The organism is Paenibacillus sp. FSL R5-0908 (assembly GCF_038006245.1).
Lineage (GTDB): Bacteria > Bacillota > Bacilli > Paenibacillales > Paenibacillaceae > Paenibacillus_AQ > Paenibacillus_AQ odorifer.
Genome location: NZ_JBBOUV010000001.1, coordinates 2,950,850 through 2,968,902 on the forward strand (window position 1 = coordinate 2,950,850; position 18,053 = coordinate 2,968,902).

The 18,053-nt window shown below is 45.0% G+C and carries 14 protein-coding genes and 1 pseudogene; 11 read left to right on the forward strand and 4 right to left on the reverse strand.

Annotated elements, in window-relative coordinates:
• Nucleotides 1-47: 47 nt before the first annotated feature.
• From cysK to MKZ09_RS13050, 5 genes are all read left to right on the forward strand, one after another.
• Nucleotides 48-968: a cysteine synthase A gene (cysK, locus tag MKZ09_RS13030; protein WP_036683481.1), complete on the forward strand. Its 921-nt coding sequence runs from the start codon at nucleotides 48-50 to the stop codon at nucleotides 966-968.
• 20 nt (nucleotides 969-988) lie between these two features.
• The gene (locus MKZ09_RS13035) at nucleotides 989-1,882 is read left to right on the forward strand and encodes a hypothetical protein (protein WP_076208388.1); all 894 of its coding nucleotides are present in this window, start codon (nucleotides 989-991) and stop codon (nucleotides 1,880-1,882) included.
• Between the two features lie 286 nt (nucleotides 1,883-2,168).
• Nucleotides 2,169-2,942, forward strand: a complete 774-nt coding sequence (locus MKZ09_RS13040) for a sensor histidine kinase (protein WP_341040867.1) — start codon at nucleotides 2,169-2,171, stop codon at nucleotides 2,940-2,942.
• Nucleotides 2,939-3,598 carry a response regulator gene (locus tag MKZ09_RS13045; RefSeq protein WP_076138754.1) on the forward strand — a complete coding sequence of 220 codons (660 nt, stop codon included), beginning with the start codon at nucleotides 2,939-2,941 and terminating at the stop codon, nucleotides 3,596-3,598. The genes MKZ09_RS13040 and MKZ09_RS13045 overlap by 4 nt, the downstream gene beginning before the upstream one ends.
• A gap of 63 nt (nucleotides 3,599-3,661) precedes the next feature.
• Nucleotides 3,662-4,303, forward strand: a complete 642-nt coding sequence (locus tag MKZ09_RS13050) for a DUF1775 domain-containing protein (protein ID WP_076208390.1) — start codon at nucleotides 3,662-3,664, stop codon at nucleotides 4,301-4,303.
• A 112-nt stretch (nucleotides 4,304-4,415) separates the two neighbouring features.
• Here MKZ09_RS13050 and MKZ09_RS13055 read toward each other — a convergent pair whose 3' ends face one another.
• From MKZ09_RS13055 to MKZ09_RS13065, 3 genes are read right to left on the reverse strand one after another with little or no spacing between them, the layout of a single operon-like run.
• A complete protein-coding gene (locus MKZ09_RS13055; RefSeq protein ID WP_076208391.1) occupies nucleotides 4,416-6,314 on the reverse strand; it encodes a CotH kinase family protein in 1,899 nt (632 codons plus the stop codon).
• Nucleotides 6,315-6,343: 29 nt separating this feature from the next.
• Nucleotides 6,344-7,072: a DUF4956 domain-containing protein gene (locus MKZ09_RS13060; protein ID WP_036683492.1), complete on the reverse strand. Its 729-nt coding sequence runs from the start codon at nucleotides 7,070-7,072 to the stop codon at nucleotides 6,344-6,346.
• A gap of 2 nt (nucleotides 7,073-7,074) precedes the next feature.
• A complete protein-coding gene (locus MKZ09_RS13065) occupies nucleotides 7,075-7,788 on the reverse strand; it encodes a polyphosphate polymerase domain-containing protein (RefSeq protein WP_036683495.1) in 714 nt (237 codons plus the stop codon).
• Nucleotides 7,789-8,014: 226 nt separating this feature from the next.
• On the opposite strand from MKZ09_RS13065, the gene MKZ09_RS13070 reads away from it, so the two are divergent.
• From MKZ09_RS13070 to MKZ09_RS13085, 4 genes and pseudogenes are all read left to right on the forward strand, one after another.
• Nucleotides 8,015-9,256 carry a purple acid phosphatase family protein gene (locus MKZ09_RS13070; RefSeq protein WP_076208392.1) on the forward strand — a complete coding sequence of 414 codons (1,242 nt, stop codon included), beginning with the start codon at nucleotides 8,015-8,017 and terminating at the stop codon, nucleotides 9,254-9,256.
• A gap of 217 nt (nucleotides 9,257-9,473) precedes the next feature.
• Nucleotides 9,474-10,232, forward strand: a complete 759-nt coding sequence (locus tag MKZ09_RS13075) for a DUF6612 family protein (RefSeq protein ID WP_076208393.1) — start codon at nucleotides 9,474-9,476, stop codon at nucleotides 10,230-10,232.
• A 350-nt stretch (nucleotides 10,233-10,582) separates the two neighbouring features.
• A pseudogene (locus MKZ09_RS13080) lies at nucleotides 10,583-13,735 on the forward strand (X2-like carbohydrate binding domain-containing protein); the annotation flags it as partial.
• Nucleotides 13,709-14,491, forward strand: coding sequence for a X2-like carbohydrate binding domain-containing protein (locus tag MKZ09_RS13085; protein ID WP_341041866.1), 783 nt, complete (start codon nucleotides 13,709-13,711; stop codon nucleotides 14,489-14,491). The pseudogene MKZ09_RS13080 and the gene MKZ09_RS13085, both read left to right, overlap by 27 nt.
• A gap of 640 nt (nucleotides 14,492-15,131) precedes the next feature.
• Here the strand turns inward: MKZ09_RS13085 and MKZ09_RS13090 are convergent.
• On the reverse strand, nucleotides 15,132-15,872 hold the full coding sequence (locus MKZ09_RS13090) for an SDR family NAD(P)-dependent oxidoreductase (RefSeq protein ID WP_076135946.1): 741 nt from the start codon (nucleotides 15,870-15,872) through the stop codon (nucleotides 15,132-15,134).
• 130 nt (nucleotides 15,873-16,002) lie between these two features.
• Here MKZ09_RS13090 and MKZ09_RS13095 point away from each other — a divergent pair, with 130 nt between their 5' ends.
• Nucleotides 16,003-16,896, forward strand: coding sequence for a LysR family transcriptional regulator (locus MKZ09_RS13095; RefSeq protein ID WP_076208395.1), 894 nt, complete (start codon nucleotides 16,003-16,005; stop codon nucleotides 16,894-16,896).
• Nucleotides 16,897-17,284: 388 nt separating this feature from the next.
• Complete coding sequence (locus MKZ09_RS13100) at nucleotides 17,285-17,995, forward strand: SAM-dependent methyltransferase (protein ID WP_076208396.1); 711 nt, start codon at nucleotides 17,285-17,287, stop codon at nucleotides 17,993-17,995.
• Nucleotides 17,996-18,053 lie beyond the last annotated feature (58 nt).

The following is an 18,053-nucleotide window of genomic DNA, read 5'->3' on the forward strand; positions in this document are numbered from 1 at the left end:
GCTCACGTTACAATAATGGAAGGTACAGAAATGAAGGAGGCTCTAAAATGACATCCTTAGTGGTTAACAATATAACAGAGCTGATTGGGAATACACCGGTTGTAAGATTAAATCGGCTGACTAGCCCCCAAGATGCAGAACTATATGTAAAGCTGGAGCTTTTTAATCCAAGTGGCAGTGTAAAAGACCGGGCAGCTTATAATCTAATCCTGCAAGCCGAGCTAGCAGGTTTGCTGAAGCCGGGCGGGACGATCATTGAGCCGACTAGTGGAAATACTGGGATAGGATTAGCGATGAATGCCGCGGCAAAAGGGTATAAAGCGATTCTTGTCATGCCTGATAATATGACCAAGGAACGAATCAATATTCTAAAGGCTTATGGTGCGGATGTTGTGCTAACGCCCGCAGCAGAACGGATGCCGGGAGCTATAGCAAAAGCGATTGAGCTGGGAAAAGAAGTGGAAAACAGTTTTATTCCACAGCAATTCGAGAACAAAGCCAACCCCGATATTCACCGGACAACGACCGCTCTGGAAATCCTGGAGCAAATGGAAGGTAAGCTGGATGTGTTTGTTGCTTCATCAGGAACTGGGGGCACGATAACTGGAACGGGTGAGGTTTTGCGTGAGCATCTACCTGATATCCGGGTTCTTGTGGTTGAGCCGCAAGGCTCGCCCGTATTATCTGGAGGAAAGCCAGGACCACATAAGCTGGTAGGAACGAGTCCGGGCTTCGTACCCGCCATTTTGAATACACAGGTTTACGATGACATCGTTCAGGTTGCGGATGAAGCTGCCTTGGAGACGGTAAGAACGCTGGCTGCAAAAGAAGGAATTCTGCTGGGTCCATCCGGTGGTGCCACTGTATGGGCGGCGTTGCAGGAAGCGCGTCGTCTTGGGGCTGGCAAACGCGTGCTTTGCATTGCACCTGACACAGGGGAACGGTATCTTAGTATGGGAATATTTTAGTTTCGTCTGGAGGAATGGGAATGAATAAGCTCAGTGTGAGTTTTCTTATTGTTCTACTGCTGGCGGGCTGCTCAGGCTCTAACAAGCCAACCCCTTCTCCAAGTGCAGAGCCAGCACCAACGGCAAGCATGCAGCAGCCAGCAGCTTATCTGGAAGCTGAAAAGCTGAAGGCGAGTTTTGGTTTTGCAGATGAGTCTGGCAAGAGCATCTTAGTCACCGGGCAGGAAAAAGGGCTGGATGCGCAAATGCAACAATTGAATGAGGCGATCGGCGATCATGGGCAAGTGCTAAAAGTGAAATTGAATAAATGGCAGGAGGGTACGGAGAACAGTAATGGCCGGGAGATGGCTCATAATTTTGTGAATCTGCCAGGGTATCTTTATACGGTTGAAGAGGGAAAAGCGACTCCTGATGAGACCTATTACCTGACGGATCAGACAGAATTTAATACGAATGCGCTAATCTCTGTTAAGCCTACGGAGGTTAAGCAAGCCTCGCTAAATGTTGCAGAAAGTGTGCGGCAGAATATTGTTTCTGCGAAAAATCGTGAAGTAGAGCACATTTGGAAACTTGCTGACCTGTCTGGTGATCGGCAGCTGTATCTCGTTCAATTCATTAGGCAGGATCAGGAGATGTTATTTAGTCTCGTGCTGGAAGACAAGGCGGGGCTTACCTTTATGGATTATCCGGCTGTCATTCAAGGCGATGAATTTTCTGTCTGGAGAGTGGATGATGGTGGGGAAGTCATACCAGAGATGTTCTCTATTCTTTTTGCGGCGGAAACCGCTGAAGGTCCATTACTTGGTATGGAGTGGTGGGGAGCGGAAGGCGTAAATACATTTTTCCTGAAAAAAGAGGGAGATGTTTTTAAAGAAATGGACATTCAATACGGACGATACACATCACCACTATAACTGGGATGCAGATACATCGAAGGGTGTATCTTTTTTTTGCTACAATATAAGAAAGTATAAATTTTCACTATATATTGCTTATAATATTATGAAGGATAGCATTAATTTTTTAAAATACTTAAATTTGTAACAATAAGAACTTTAAATAGCCCGATCGAGTCATGTAGCAGAATTGTGACGGTGATATTGTTAATCATAAGATGTACGGGAGGGGACAGCAACGTATAACCGAATCAAGTACATGATCCTGTTACTGCCAACGCTAATGGTAGGGATCTGGGAGGTCGTGCGCCATCAGTTTCTAATGCCTTATATATCGATGGATCTGGGGAATTATTTGACACCTGTCCTCGTATTTTTGTTCACTCTTGTATTGCTCGTCCCTTTGTTTTCGCTTATGGAGCGGAATCAGCGGGAGCTGGAGCAGGAACGTGCGCTCAAAGAGGCAATGAAAGCCCGAGAAGGGCTAGCTAAGGAACTGCATGATGGGATGGCGCAATCTTTATTTCTTTTATCTGTCAAAATAGATCGTCTGGAAGCAAGCCGCAGGAATGGGGAAGTCAGCGAAGAAAATGTGGATCAGATCAAAAAGACCGTCCACGAGGTGAACCGTTATGTTCGGCAGGCGATCGCCAATCTGAAGGTACCAGTGTCTGAGCAGCACTCTTTTTCATTGGAACAGTCGGTTAAAGATCAGCTTGCTCAAATGGCTAACGAGATTATGATTGAGGTTTCCCTGGAATGGAGTCTACAGGATGAAGCTCTCTCTCCTTCGGAAAAAGCAGAGCTGCTATCTTGTATCCGAGAGGCTACTATTAATGTGCGTAAGCATACAAGAGCGGCGAAGGTTTCTATCACGGGTGCAGGCACTGAGAAAAACTGGAGCGTGGCGATTGTCGACAATGGCGAAGGATTTCAGCATGACCCCTTTGAGGTGAACGGAAGTTACGGCCTTCAGATCATGAAGGAACGTGTCGAAGGAATGGGTTGGAAGCTTCAGGTGATCTCCGGCAATACGGGGACAAATGTGGAAATTACGAAAGGAGGGGGGATTTTATGAGCCGGTACCGGGTTTTGGTTGTGGATGATCATGCGCATGCGCGTGAGGCGATGTGTGAGATTTTGTCCATGGATAATAGTTTTGAAGTCATTGGTGTAGTGCAGAGTGGTCCTGAGGCGATCGCGTTCACGGCCCAGTGGATGCCTGATCTCATTCTTATCGACATTCAGATGCCGGAGATGGACGGGCTGGAGACTACTCGCCGGATCAAGCAGGAATATCCCTATGTCAAAATCGTTATCGTTACGGTATCGGACGAAATTTCCCACCTCCTCGAAGCATTGAAGCAAGGCGCACAGGGGTACTTACTGAAGAATCTGGCACCTTCCACCTGGATTGAATATTTGCAAGCCATTGTGAATGAAGAAGCACCGCTAAGCCGGGAGCTGGCTTTTCAAATCTTGAAAGAGTTTACCGTTCCTTCAGTAACGGACGAAGGAGAGTCATTGACGGCAAGAGAGAAGGAGATTTTAAGCTGTGTGTCTTCCGGATCGACAAATAAAGAGATTGCCATAAGCCTGTCGATTTCGGAGCATACCGTAAAAAACCATCTGAAAAACATCCTTCAGAAGCTTCAACTCCAAAATCGTACGCAGCTGACGCGTTATGCTCTGGAGCAGGGGCTTGCTTCACGTAAACGTGATTTTCCGCGGTAAATATGAGGATAGAGATGAAAGTGAATAATGATAAAATTACTTAAAGAAAGAGGCACTCTAACTATGAACAGATTATCTCGCAAAATAATGACACTCTTCGCACCAGCCGCTGCAACACTTCTGTTGTTCGCAGCCGTGGCTAGCGCGCACGTAACCGTGGCACCAGCACAATCCAGTACCGGAGCATGGGAGACTTACACACTTAAAGTTCCTTCAGAAAAAGATGTGGCGACTGTACAAGTCGATCTACGAATCCCGGCAGGTGCCGAGTTCAAGCAATATGAGGCTACACCGGGCTGGGATGTTACCATTGAGGGGAACAAAGTTAGCTGGATAGCTAATGGAGAAGGAATTAAAGCAGGACAATTCCAACGTTTCTATTTCACAGCAAAGAATCCTGATACTGCAGGCGACATTGCTTGGGATGCTTATCAGCATTATGCCGATGGCAGCTTGGTGCAGTGGTCTGGTGAGGCAGGAACAGAAAGTCCACATTCTATTACTTCGATTGTGCAAGCTTCCGGTGGGGATGAACATTCTCATGGTTCCAGTGACAATGGCATGAGCATGGAAGAACATAATGCCATCATGGAAAGCGAGAACAACTCTAACAGTGTCAACCCAATGGTCTATATCGCATTAGGGATCTCTTTACTAGCCTTTTTAATAGCAACCATAAGTATATTGCGCGGGCGGAAAGAGTAAGCGGGAACTAGTTGTGATACAAGAATATAGTGTTCATGCAAGAAGCCTCCGCCAATAAACGACGGAGGCTTCTTGCATGAACTATTTGTTGATGAAGATACTTTTTACTGCTCTACAGCCGTTTGCGTTTGTAGTAGGTTACGAAAGCAGCGGTTAGTATTAGGAGAAGGATGGCGACGCCAGTTGTGATGGCTTCACTCGTGCTGCCTTTTTGCTGCATAGTACCAGCACCACCAAAGTCGCCACCGCCCATACCACCAGGCATACCGCCTCCAAAGCCACCGCCGCCCATGCCGCCACCGCCAGGGCCATTTCCGCCGCCTTCAGGGAAAGCGGGTCCGCCCATAGCACCAGGCTCACCACCCGCACCGCCGTCAAATCCACCTTGAGCAGCTTGGCCGTTAGTGTTGGTTTGTCCACCCTGAGCAGTTTGCCCTGTTTGTGTAGTCTGCCCACCCGCAGCTGCTTGTGAGTTACTGCCAGGACCCCCGCCGGCATTAGGGATAGCCGGCCCGCCCATGGCACCAGGCTCACCACCTGCACCACCCTGAGCAGTCTGTCCACCCGTAGCTGCTTGCCCTTCGGTATTAGGTGCAGCTGCGTTTGCGCCAGTATTACCATTAGCGCCATCCGCACCTGTGGCCTGCCCTGCACCCGCAGCGCCTTGAGCTGCGCCATTTTTAGCGCCGCCACCAAAGCCACCGCCGCCCATGCCACCACCACTTCCTGATCCGTCACCGGAGGAAGGAATGGTGCCGTCGAGCTGCTGCTGGATACTTGTGGCCATGTTCGACATGAAGGTCTCAACAGCCTTTATCCCATTTTCATACTGTTCGAAAGTGTAGAAGGCGGATGGATCCGCTTTGACATAGCTGGAAATCATCGTGTTCAGCTCATCAATCCGAGCCTGGAACGTATCGTCCGCTAGATAGCCAGTAATCATCTCATTAACAATTTCATGATATTTCGTTTTGTATTCCTCATTAGCGAGCAGTTTCGCAATCAGCGGGCGTTCTGCCAACGCACCTTGGGTAGGCTCGTCAATTAACACATCTGCGCTTCCCATGCCGCCAAAAGCCATATTATAATCCCACGGCAGAATCGAGAAGACTCCATCGTCTTCATATAAGTAATAATTCTGCTTATTCCCACCTAAATAACTGTCCATATTACCCGTGACCGCATTTAGAGCGATATACTTCAGCGATTCCTCTACGTCGATGTATTTTTCATAATCGGTGCCGTTATTTAGCTCATTCAGCATGTCGACAAGAATATCATCGTTGGACTTATCGGATTTCATTTCTAGTCCAGTATAGAGGGCTGGATCATCGCCCAGCCAAGTCAAATCACTGCCCTGACCGGTCATTACACCTTTATAAAGTGCACCATAAGTGTTGCCGAAATTGCGTTCCAGATAAGCATCACCGATCTGTTCTACTGCAAGATAGAAACCCTTCAGTTCATCGTTTACATACACATTGACGAAGGAATATTTCGGCGTCGGGAGGCCGACACTTTCAGCGAGCTCATAGGTTAGAAATTCACGCATATAAGAAGCATCGCTGTAATTATTATTCAGGTTGATCTTAGTAATGCCGAATAAATTCTGGTTTACATACTCATCAAAAGAAATTTTGAAGCTGTAGCGGTCAGAGTCTGTCATCTGTACTACGCTTCTGAGACTGAGATTTCCTTTGGTCCGTACAGCTACATTATCGTATTTCATACCGTTGTACTCTACGGAAGCCATTTTATATTCTTCTGCACTGGCATTATCCAGCATATCCTGAAAATCGTCCGGGTCCAAAGTGATTTTGACATCCACGACCTTATCTTTTGGAAAGACCTGCTCGTCTAGCTTTTTCTCATCGCTCGAAATGACCTTGTCTTGAGCATCAGACGTTGGATTATTTGTTGCAGACGGACTTGCGTTCTGACACCCGGCTACGGCGATGACCAGCAGCAGGCAGCAAAAACTCAGCAGGATTGACTTACCTCTGGTTTTCATCTGGGGCACCGCCTTTCATCTCGTTGTAATTAAGATACATAGTCACCGCTATAGCTGATCAAGAGTGCATTTTTGACACCTTTTAGGTCAGAGACTGTGTTGACAAAGCCGCCTACTTTATCATCCAGACGAAGTTCCAGCGTCAATTCAATATTGTTTGCGGAGACTGTTTTTTGCTTTACATTGTAACGTTTTACGGATTTGGTGATATGGCTGTGTACTTCACGTTCACTTTCATCACTGTCGCAGTTAATGACCAGCAAGTATGGCGTTTCGATAGAAGAGTGTTTGATGAACAGGAACAAAATGAGGCCGATAATGATCGAACCGATAATAGCCAAGGTGAAAAATCCAGCTCCAGTTACAATCCCTGCTACAGCTGCCCAGAACAAGAAGATCAGATCAGTTGGATCTTTGATTGGTGTTCTGAAACGAACGATGGACAATGCGCCGACCATACCGAGGGACAGCACAAGGTTAGAGTTAATCGCAATAATGACAGTAGCTGTAATCATGGTCATGCCCATAAGTGAGACGTTAAAGCTTTTGGAATATAAAACACCGCTAAAGACACGTTTGTAGAGCAGGTAAATGAAGTATCCGATCAGAAAAGCTACGCCCAAGGTAATCAGCATCTTGGAGATACTAATATCAGATACAAAATTGTCGATCACCGAGTTTTTAATAATGTCTGAAAAATTATTTGTAGTATCTGTAGTCGTTGTTGTAGCTGCTAGCGGTGCTAGTGATGCATTCATAATCAATAATCCTCCCAAGTGTTAGTTTTTAAGAATTTGCGGCAGATCACGTATTTCGAAGCGGACTGCCTATTCAGTCCCTCCAGCTGCAACGCGATTTTAATGTACTCCGGAATATACTCATCGAATTTCACTTCAAAAATTATGAAGTTCTCATCAATTGCCCGAATCGGATGCAAATCCTTATCGAAAATATCCGTAGAATGCAGGCCCGTACGTAATTCTTTATCGAACGTTATTCGCACATTGCCGTTGTGGCAAACATAAGGCTCGCGAACATAATCCACGATGACCTTGGGTCGCAGCAGGTTATGGCGCATCTGATCGTATAACTCCATGAACAGCGGACTGTCCGGGACGTTCAGTACTTCGTAGTTGCCCGCCATAATCTCGTCGTACATTTGCCGGGTAAGCGGTTCTTTGATTTTGGCGATATAATCGTCCATTTTAATTTTTTTCTCAAAGTGAATGATGTTGTCTTGGATGTTGTAAATGCGAATCCGGTATTTGGCCCGCTCTCTGAGACCGCCGAGCTTGTCTGCAAGTGCCGTGTTGTTGATATCGTCAAAATACAAACTCCGAATGTGGTATTCTCCACTCTCATTAGCGTGTTGATCTTTATCAATCAAGCTTTGCAATCGCTGGCGTAATATAAGGTATTGATGATAGTTAATGAAAAATTTAAGTTCATGCCGGAATTGAAGCTTCTTATTCATTTTCACACCTCGTTTCTCTCTCTATCTCTGGCTAACCTTCCTGCTTGACTAATTCTAGGAGACAGACCTTATGCTTAACTTAAAATAGACTGAATGTTTGCTGAATGTTTTACACTGCGTTAACAAAAGTCTGTATAAAGAATCGTGTGCAGATTTGACTTCTGACTTTGCAGGGGGCTATCTTATTTAGAAGGCTAGAGAGAAATTTTCATAAGGAGGTACTGTGATGAGAGACTATAAATTTGCCATAATCCTAGGAGTGCTTGTGATTGTGGTTATTTTAGTGGCTTATGGGTTGGAACGATCGAAAAGCGGAAGTGATGCAAATTCACCAGCACCGTATGATCTCGTGACTACCTTTAAGGGAGCCGCGAGCACAAGCCGCGCGTTTACTTGGTATACAAGTGATTCTAGTGCAGCAGGCATTCTGGAGATTGTAAAGGGACAGGTGTCCTCTTTTGCAAATACGGATGTACAAAGGGTAGAAGCGAAAAGTAGTTCCATCAAAACAGACAATGGCACCAAAGGTGTTCATAAAGTGGAAGCTACGGGTCTTGAACCCGGGACGTTATATACTTATAGAGTGGGTAGTGGCGTTGAAGGGGAATGGAGTCCGGCAGCGGAATTTACAACGGAAGAAGATGGACTGGACAGTGTGTCTTTTATCAACGTGACGGATTCTCAAGGGGAAACGGCAGAGGATTTTAAGCTGTGGGGGAATACACTGGACAAGGCTTTTCAGACATTTCCTGAAGCCAAATTTATTGTGCATAATGGGGATTTGACGGAGGATCCGGAGGATTCGGCAGGCTGGGATGATTTTTTTGGCAATGTGCAGGGCTGGATTTCAGGGATTCCGTTAATGCCGGTAACAGGCAATCATGATGAGGTGGATGAGGATGCAACGTATTATAATTCACACTTCAACCTGCCGGATAATGGGGCGAAGGGTTCAATTGCAGGTACCTCGTATTCCTTCGATTATGGACCTGTGCATGTAACGGTACTAAATACAGAGAGCAATCTAAAAAAGCAAACGGAATGGCTGAAGGAAGATCTGAAGAACACAGACAAGAAATGGAAAATCGTTGCGATGCACCGTCCGGCTTACGGGGGGAACTCCTATAAGAAAGTTGAAGATTGGACGGATATTTTTGATACGTATCAGGTTGACTTAGTGCTGCAGGGTCATAATCATGAATATTCCAGATCCTACCCGTTACTTGGCGGAAAAAAAGTTCCAGAAGGTGAGATTTCCAAAGATGCTAAACGAGGGACAGTCTATGTTGTGACCAACGCTTCTGGAGGGAAATTTAACGAGAAAAAAGAAGATCAGTTCTATCACGCAGTGCATTTTCAGAACAATAAGCAAATGTTTGCCGGCATTAACGTTACCGGGGATACATTAACCTATCAGGCCTATGATGTGGATGGAAAGCTGCTGGATGAGTTTGTATTGACACATTGAGCTAATGGAATTGGTAATATTACTAAAATACCTTCTCTGCTGTAAAGGCGGGGAGGTATTTTTTTGATTTGCATCAAACCACCAAACCCGGCGCAACTGTACACCTTAAGACGCTTTTTCACATGTCTACCTTTTCCGTCATATAAGCTGTTAGCTTTATAATGATAAAATAGATTTAGTTATATTTGGATTTCATTTGAAGTGAAGGGGAAGTAATATGTTTATCAGAAAAGCGGTTTTTATCGGTATCATTTGTATGTTAGGTTTGACAGGTTGTGCAACGAACACTAAATCGGGTGCTGAAGGAGAGGGAGATAAGCGTGCAGAGGAGCTGCTCAGCATGTCTCGGAGTGAACTGGCTAAGCAGGAGAGCTACACTATAGAAATGGAGAAACAAGAAGAAACATCAAGCAAATCGGAAAAAAGTGAAGATAAACATTGGTCGAGCGCTGTCTCATTTCATGTCGACTATGTTAGAAATCCTTATACCGTATATCTAAAATCGGAGACTGCGGAAGGGAAGGAACGAGAAGAGTACATATCGGATACTGAATATCATACAAAGGTAATGGATGATTTATTTATCAAGCAAGACGATTATATTCCAGTGAAAGAAAAACAAATTGTACAAAGATTTATTGATCCGTACGATTATATAGACACGTACCAGATAGATTCTCAGGAGATCGTTGTTACTGAAGAGGAACAAGAATACATACTTTCGATGGAGATATCGTCTAATGATGCGAGTAAGGAAACACTCAAATTGATGAAACAGAATTTAACAGACAAAATTAAACTAAGATATACGCTGGATAAAACTACACATTTGCCGCAAAAAGTGGAAGCGGAAATATTCACTTCATTGAAATCAGAAAACTTAGATTCAGAATCAGTGCTCACGTTGCAAACAAATATCAGCCATTTTAATGGTATAAAAGAGATTGTTATGCCTGCAGATACTAGTGAAGAATAGTTATATTAGAAAGCCTCTGGGATTTATTCCGGAGGTTTTCTTTATCAACAGAATTTTTTTGATCAAAATTTAGTGAAATTGTATCCTAAAGTGTGAAAATGGTACGATTTTTAGAGACAATCTTCTGCAAAATATAACCATTTTCTCTCGATAATGAAAAACCTTACCATTATAATGAAAGCGTTATCAGAAAATGGATTCTAAGTTCAGAAGGTATGGATTAAGGGGGAGGGAGGAGCAGGGATATAGAGTAAGAAGATGGCATAAACAAACCAATTATATCGTAGGAGGCGTAAAACGTGATTCGTAACCGTATCCGAAAAACAGGACTTTTGGTCCTGCTTGGCGCGATGGTAGGCTCTTTATTCTCTGCATTCCCAGCTACTACCCATGCAGCCTCAAGTGAACCTTACACCTGGAAAAGCGTTGTAACGGGAGCTGGTGGGGGCTTTGTACCCGGAATTATTTTTAATCAAACTGAACCGAATCTGATTTATGCCAGAACAGATATTGGCGGTGCCTATCGCTGGAATCAAGCTACATCCAGTTGGGTCTCAATTAGTGACTCGGTAGGCTGGGTAGATTGGAACAAGAATGGCGTAGATGCTCTGGCTACAGACCCAATTGATCCTAATAAAGTCTACATGGCAACGGGTACGTATACTAATCATTGGGATAATAATGGCCAGATTATGCGCTCTAATGACCGGGGGAACACCTGGCAAACTACTCCACTGCCTTTTAAAGTAGGTGGCAATATGCCGGGCCGTTCCGCTGGTGAACGCCTAGTCATCGACCCCAATAAGAACAACATTCTCTACTTTGGAGCTAGAAGTGGTAATGGCCTCTGGAAAAGTATTGACTCAGGTGTAACTTGGTCAAAGGTAACCTCTTTTCCAAACGTTGGAACGTATATTCAGAATCCAACACTTGATTATGGGAATGATCTTGTCGGATTGTCTTGGATCACTTTTGATAAGAGTACAGGTACACTTGGCAACGCAACTCAAACGATATATGTCGGTGTAGCTGATACGGCAAGCAGTGTATATCGGAGTACAGATGGTGGAGTAACCTGGACAGCTCTGGCTGGACAACCTACGGGGTTCTTGCCACATCACGGCGAGCTGTCATCCACAGGCGATCTCTATATTACTTATAGTAATGGTGTAGGACCGTATGATGGTAGTAAGGGTGAAGTATGGAAATACAACAAAACTAGTGGGGCTTGGACCAATATCAGTCCTACGACGGGTACAGATAATTGGTACGGCTTTGGTGGGTTGGCGCTGGATGCTCAGCACCCTAACACATTGATGGTATCCAGCTTAAACGCTTGGTGGCCTGATGAAGTCATTTTCCGCAGTACCAACGGTGGCGCTACTTGGAGTCGCATTTGGGATTGGGGCAATTATCCAGAACGGACTTATAAGTTCAGCATGGATATCACCGCCGCTCCATGGCTCGATCATGGAACCACTTCAACATCCCTGGATCCTTCACCGAAGCTAGGCTGGATGATGGGTGATTTGGAAATTGATCCATTTAACTCGAATCGAATGATGTACGGCACTGGAGCAACAATTTATGGCTCGAACAATTTGACCTCATGGGATACCGGTGGCAAGGTAAATATCTCTGTCATGGCAAAAGGTGTGGAGGAAACTGCAGTGCTGGGGCTAATTAGCCCGCCAACGGGAACCTCCCATTTGATCACTGCACTTGGTGACGTTTCCGGTTTCCGTCATGAGGATTTGTCGGTAGCGCCGACTAAATTCCAGACCAGTCCTTCATGGGCAACGACGATGAGTATTGACTATGCTGAACTGAGTCCGTCCTATATGGTGCGGGTAGGCAGTGCAGATAAAGAAAAAACGCCAAGTATGAAGTCCATTGGTATCTCTAACGATGGTGGAGTGAACTGGTACATGCCAAACTCCGAGCCTTCCAATGGAACCAAAACAACGGTGGGCCATGGACAAGTAGCTGTCTCTGCAAGTGGTAATTCCATTCTGTGGAGCACCTCAGATATCGGGGTGTATTATTCCAAAACCTCAGGCAATTCTTGGACAGCAAGTGCAGGATTACCGGCAGGCGCGAAGATAGCGTCTGATCGCGTGAATCCTAACAAATACTATGGATTTTATGCAGGAACCTTCTATGTAAGTGTGGATGGTGGAGCTACATTTACTGCCACCGCAGCTTCGGGCTTCCCGACCAATAATGTGGCTGGATTACAGCCGAATGAAGCCCAAATCAGTATGAAGGCAGTTCCAGGTATTGAAGGTGACATTTGGTTCGCCGGAGGGAATACGGTTGAGAATAAATATGGTCTATGGCACTCTACTAATTCAGGTGCGAGCTTCACGAAGTTAACGAATGTAGAAGAAGCTGATCTTATTGGTTATGGTAAGGCTGCTCCGGGCCAAACTTATATGGCATTGTATACCGTAGCTAAGATTGATGGTGTACGGGGCGTATTCCGTTCCGATGATGTTGGCGCAACTTGGGTTCGTATTAATGACGATGCTCACCAATACGCTAAGATCAATATGGCGATTACTGGGGATCCAAGAATCTATGGACGTGTATATCTCGGTACGAATGGCCGAGGCACCTTGTATGCTGACCCTGTAAATCCACCAGCTACAGGCTCGACCATTACGCCAATAACTGCAAGCTTTGATAAGAAAACAGCGAATCAGGCAGACGTCGCCGTAACTATGACGCTGAACGGAAATACACTGAGCACGATCAAGAACGGAACGGCAACCCTCGTAGCCGGAACGGATTATACGGTAAGCGGATCAACAGTGACGATTAAAAAAGCGTATTTAGCGACGCAAGCGGTAGGAACGACAGCGCTGACGTTCAGCTTTAGCGCTGGAGCCACACAATCCTTGGCGGTAGCGGTAACGGATACTACAACACCGGTATCCAACTCCACGATAACGCCAACAAACGCGGGATTTGATAAGAAAACAGCAAATCAAGCGGACGTCGCCGTAACTATGACGTTGAACGGAAATACGTTGAGTGCGATCAAAAATGGAACGGCAACCCTCGTAGCTGGAACGGATTATACGGTAAGTGGATCAACAGTGACGATTAAAAAAGCGTATTTAGCGACGCAAGCGGTAGGAACGACAACGCTGACGTTCAGCTTTAGCGCTGGAGCCACACAATCCTTGGCGGTAGCGGTAACGGATACTACAACACCAGTATCCAACTCCACGATAACGCCAACAAACGCGGGATTTGATAAGAAAACAGCAAATCAAGCGGACGTCGCCGTAACTATGACGTTGAACGGAAATACGCTGAGTGCGATCAAGAACGGAACGGCAACCCTCGTAGCTGGAACGGATTATACGGTAAGCGGATCAACAGTGACGATTAAAAAAGCGTATTTAGCGACGCAAGCGGTAGGAACGACAACGCTGACGTTCAGCTTTAGCGCTGGAGCCACACAATCCTTGGCGGTAGCGGTAACGGATACTACAACACCGGTATCCAACTCCACGATAACGCCAACAAACGCGGGATTTGATAAGAAAACAGCAAATCAAGCGGACGTCGCAGTAACTATGACGTTGAACGGAAATACACTGAGCACGATCAAGAACGGAACGGCAACCCTCGTAACCGGAACGGATTATACGGTAAGTGGATCAACAGTCACTCTCAAGAAGGAGTATCTGGCAACTCAAGCCGTAGGAACGACAACGCTGACCTTTGAGTTTAGTGCCGGAGCCGCACAATCCTTGGTTGTCACTATCTCAGATACGTCAGTAGCTCCTACAGCAGCACTGAAAGTGCAGATGTATAACGGTACAGTGACTGCTTCCGGAAATACGCTAAATCCAAAGTTCAAGCTGGTGAACACAAGTACAAGTGCTGTTGCACTTTCTGATGTGAAATTAAGATATTATTACACAATTGACGGAGAGAAGGCACAAAGCTTCTTTTGCGATTGGTCACAGGCTGGAAGCGCGAATGTAACGGGCACGTTTGTGAAGCTGCCAACGGCTAAAGCTGATGCGGATTATTATCTGGAGCTTGGATTCTCGAGTGCAGCAGGTTCACTTGCTGCGGGTGCGAGCATCGATATCCAAGTGCGAGTAGCTAAAGAGGATTGGTCAAATTACACTCAAACCGGAGATTACTCCTTTAATGCGGTTGATACCAATTTTGTAGACTGGACAAAAGCGCCAGCCTACATCTCGGGTAATCTGATCTGGGGTAGTGAACCTAATTAAGAATCTTCACCAATAGTTATGCTGAAAAGGCTGTCCTAAAAGTAGAAAATTCTACTTTGGGGCAGCTTCTTACTTTAACCCTCAGGCTATAGGTGGTATGTTCTATGTGCTATATGCTATAGGCTATGTACTACGCGTTCTATGAGGCATGTGGGATACGCTATGTGCTACGTTCTATGAGTCATGCGATATGTGATATGTCGGATGGCTACGTTCTATGAATCATGTGGTATGTGGTATGTCGGATGGCTACGTTCTATGAATCATGTGGTATGTGGTATGTGCTATGAGGAGGCGTGGGTATACGTTATGTGGTATGTCAGATGCATTTATGGTTCGTGCGGTGTGGGCTAGAGAGTAATTAGGGAAAACCTCCCTGAAAATAGCCGGTATTTGCTTTAAATCAACGAAATCAGGGAATTCCTCCCTAAAAATCAGGCGAATTCGTTATTTTTCAGTAAATTAGCTAATAATTAGGGAGGATTTCCCTAATTATTGGTTGGATGACCAGAAAACTCAGAATTTTAGGGAGAAATTCCCCAATTATTTTTTCAACGCTTCACTTCCTCCTGTACGGTACGCAAAAACCAGCTAATGATACTTAAAAGTAGTTCTGACATACCATTAGCTGTTTTAGCTGTTACAATGTTTGTCCGCTATCTATGGTAATGATCTGTCCAGTCATTGCTTCCTGTTCTAGCGCAGCGCAGACGAACTGGGCGATATTCTCCGCGGTTGAAATATGCTGAAGCAGCAGATTAGGGGCTAGTTTGTGCATCTGTTCTTCTCGTCCAGCCCACCATCTAGTAGCAACGGCTCCCGGCGCTACACAGTTAACTCTAATATGGGGAGCCAGCGCGTGTGCCAGCGATTTGGTAAGACCGTGGACAGCCGCTTTGGAGACGGCATATGGGAGGGATGAGCCTAAGCCTGTCTGTCCAGCGATGCTGCCGAGATTGAGGATGGCTCCTGAATTTTTTTGAATCATATACGGTGCAACCGCTCTGGCGCAGAAAAACATTCCTTTCACATTTACATCATATAACTCATCCCATACTTCCTCTGTTACCTTTTCCAGATCTCCGAGAGCAATATGTTTAGTTATACTGGCGTTATTCACTAACAGGTCTATTGTCCCGAAATGTTGAATAATCGAATGGATCATACTTTGCACTTCCTGATCTTTAGACACATTCGCTTGTATTGCTATAGCCTGCCCCCCTTGATTCAGAATCGTCTTTACGGTCTCAATGGCTTCATCCTCAGATCTAGAATAGTTCACTACGACGTGGGCTCCACGTTTGGATAGCTCCAAGCTTACAGCTTTGCCTATTCCAGTCCCTCCACCAGTTACTAATGCGACTTTATTGTTGAGATCCACCCTCAGTCACTCCTTATGTGGCGAATATTGTTGTTATAAAGTATTCTATAGAGAAAAGTTGATTTCGTATAATTGAATATAATGAAGGTTTGGTTCAATTTATTTGAATTGAATAGGGAAGGACACTAAGATGGATCTAAAAACAATAAAAACCTTTCAAATGATCGTAACTTCCGGAAGCTTTAATCGCGCAGCAGAAGAATTGAACTATGCCCAATCTACAGTTACTATGCAGATGCAAAGGCTTGAATCCGATCTGGGATGTCAATTGCTTGAGCGGGGTAAGCAGATTAGCTTAACAGAAGCAGGCAGATTGTTTTATGAAGAGAGCTTACATATCGTTAAAGATATGGAACGACTAGAGAGCCGTTTGGCTGATTTAAAAATAGGAGAAGCTGGCAACGTGCGATTAGGAGTAACGGACCCGACGGCGAGCTATCGTTTGCCGCAGCTTTTAAGTAGGTTTATGGTGCAATTTCCTAAAGTGAAGGTCTCCGTGGATATTGCGGGAACCGCCGCACTTAGTGAACTACTCCTGAGTGGTGAAATTGATTTGGCAGTGTGTTCGGCACCAGAGCTCGGTAAGGAGCTTTATTTTGAACCGTTATTTGCGGAGGAATTCTTGTTACTTTTGCCAGAAGAGCATCCGCTAGCATCCAAGGAACATATCACCCCAGAGGATCTACAGAGTCATCGCTTACTGATTACGGCAGCGAATTGTCCTTATCGCAAAAAATTAGAAAGTGTGCTGCAGGAATCAGGCGGGCCGCCACTAGATACAATGGAGATTGGGAGTATGACAGCGCTGAAATATTTTGTGGGAAGTGGTTTAGGCGTGGCACTTGTTCCTGAGATTGTGCTGAATCCAGCCCCAGCAGGAACTATAGTACGGAAGCTGGAGGGGAAGGTTATTGATATGACCTGTGGGATCCTATGTAAACTTTCAGATTATCCGCTCAAGCTAGCGAGCTCCAGATTGTATCATTTTTTAAAACAAGAACTAACCGTGACAAGGATATTTTGAATTTTAAACGAATTGTTAAGAAATAGAAAAAATAGAAAGGGCGGTGTTTGATGTTTTTTAGGAGGAAATTCAGTTTCTGGCTTTCGATTATAAGTATCATCATCTGTCTGAGTGACTATCTGGGGGTGGGGATCGCGAATATTATTCTTGTCCGTTTGAACCCTATTATAGATACACTGATCTTTACAGAACCTTTTGAAAGCTTCATGGTTGATGTAAATAATCCGAGATGGGAAACCAATAGTGCGTTAATCAGCGTCAGATTCCCAACTTATATTATTCATTTTGGAACGTTTTTGATTTTGGGTATTCTAATGGATTACCTGATTCGTATAATAAAACAGAAGTAGAAGTGTAGATGAGCATAGAAGAGGAAAGGTGAGCTAAGATGAGCGGAGCAAAGGGAAAACTTGATTTGGAGAGAATTGTTTTTATTGGCAGGACCTATGAGGAATATATACGTATGTTTGATTTGCTGGAATCAGATCTTATCGGCCAGAGAATTCTGGATTGTCCTGCGGGTGCTTGCTCTTTTACAGCAATAGCGAATCAGTTGGGTGGTGAAGTAACGGCTGCTGATATTGCTTACTATTACTCTGAAGATGAGCTGGCAGTCAAAGGGGTTCTAGATATTGCACATGCGATGTCCGGAATGGAAAAAGTACAGGATAATTTCGTTTGGAACTACTTTAAATCAATCGAGGGACTGACCGAAGCGAGAAACGCAGCTTTAACCGCCAGCACTAAGGATCGAAAACAAACCCCGGAGCATTATGTTCCTGTGGTACTTCCGGATCTGCCTTTTGCGGATGAAGCATTTGATCTGACATTATCTGCTCACTTTCTATTTATGTACAGCGATCGGCTGGACTATGAATTCCATCTAGAGACTGTTAAGGAACTCATGCGGGTGACGAGAGGCGAGCTTCGAATCTTTCCACTAGTCGATCTTTCTTGCAAAAGGTATGAGCATTTAGACCGCCTTATTGATGATTTGGTAAGACAAGGATTTACTACAGAGGAACTAGAGGTTCCTTATGAATTTCAAAAAGGTGCAAAGCAGATGTTGAAGATTAGAAGAGCAGAATTGTTCCTCTGAAATATAAAACGAGGGTGCCTCAAGCCATGATGACTTTGGGAGCGCCCTCGTTTTTTGT

Coding starts and splice junctions, on each gene's coding strand:
- cysK (WP_036683481.1), top strand. CDS start 48: ATGACATCCTTAGTGGTTAACAATATAACAGAGCTGATTGGGAATACA.
- MKZ09_RS13035 (WP_076208388.1), top strand. CDS start 989: ATGAATAAGCTCAGTGTGAGTTTTCTTATTGTTCTACTGCTGGCGGGC.
- MKZ09_RS13045 (WP_076138754.1), top strand. CDS start 2,939: ATGAGCCGGTACCGGGTTTTGGTTGTGGATGATCATGCGCATGCGCGT.
- MKZ09_RS13050 (WP_076208390.1), top strand. CDS start 3,662: ATGAACAGATTATCTCGCAAAATAATGACACTCTTCGCACCAGCCGCT.
- MKZ09_RS13055 (WP_076208391.1), bottom strand. CDS start 6,314: ATGAAAACCAGAGGTAAGTCAATCCTGCTGAGTTTTTGCTGCCTGCTG.
- MKZ09_RS13060 (WP_036683492.1), bottom strand. CDS start 7,072: ATGAATGCATCACTAGCACCGCTAGCAGCTACAACAACGACTACAGAT.
- MKZ09_RS13065 (WP_036683495.1), bottom strand. CDS start 7,788: ATGAATAAGAAGCTTCAATTCCGGCATGAACTTAAATTTTTCATTAAC.
- MKZ09_RS13070 (WP_076208392.1), top strand. CDS start 8,015: ATGAGAGACTATAAATTTGCCATAATCCTAGGAGTGCTTGTGATTGTG.
- MKZ09_RS13075 (WP_076208393.1), top strand. CDS start 9,474: ATGTTTATCAGAAAAGCGGTTTTTATCGGTATCATTTGTATGTTAGGT.
- MKZ09_RS13095 (WP_076208395.1), top strand. CDS start 16,003: ATGGATCTAAAAACAATAAAAACCTTTCAAATGATCGTAACTTCCGGA.
- MKZ09_RS13100 (WP_076208396.1), top strand. CDS start 17,285: ATGAGCGGAGCAAAGGGAAAACTTGATTTGGAGAGAATTGTTTTTATT.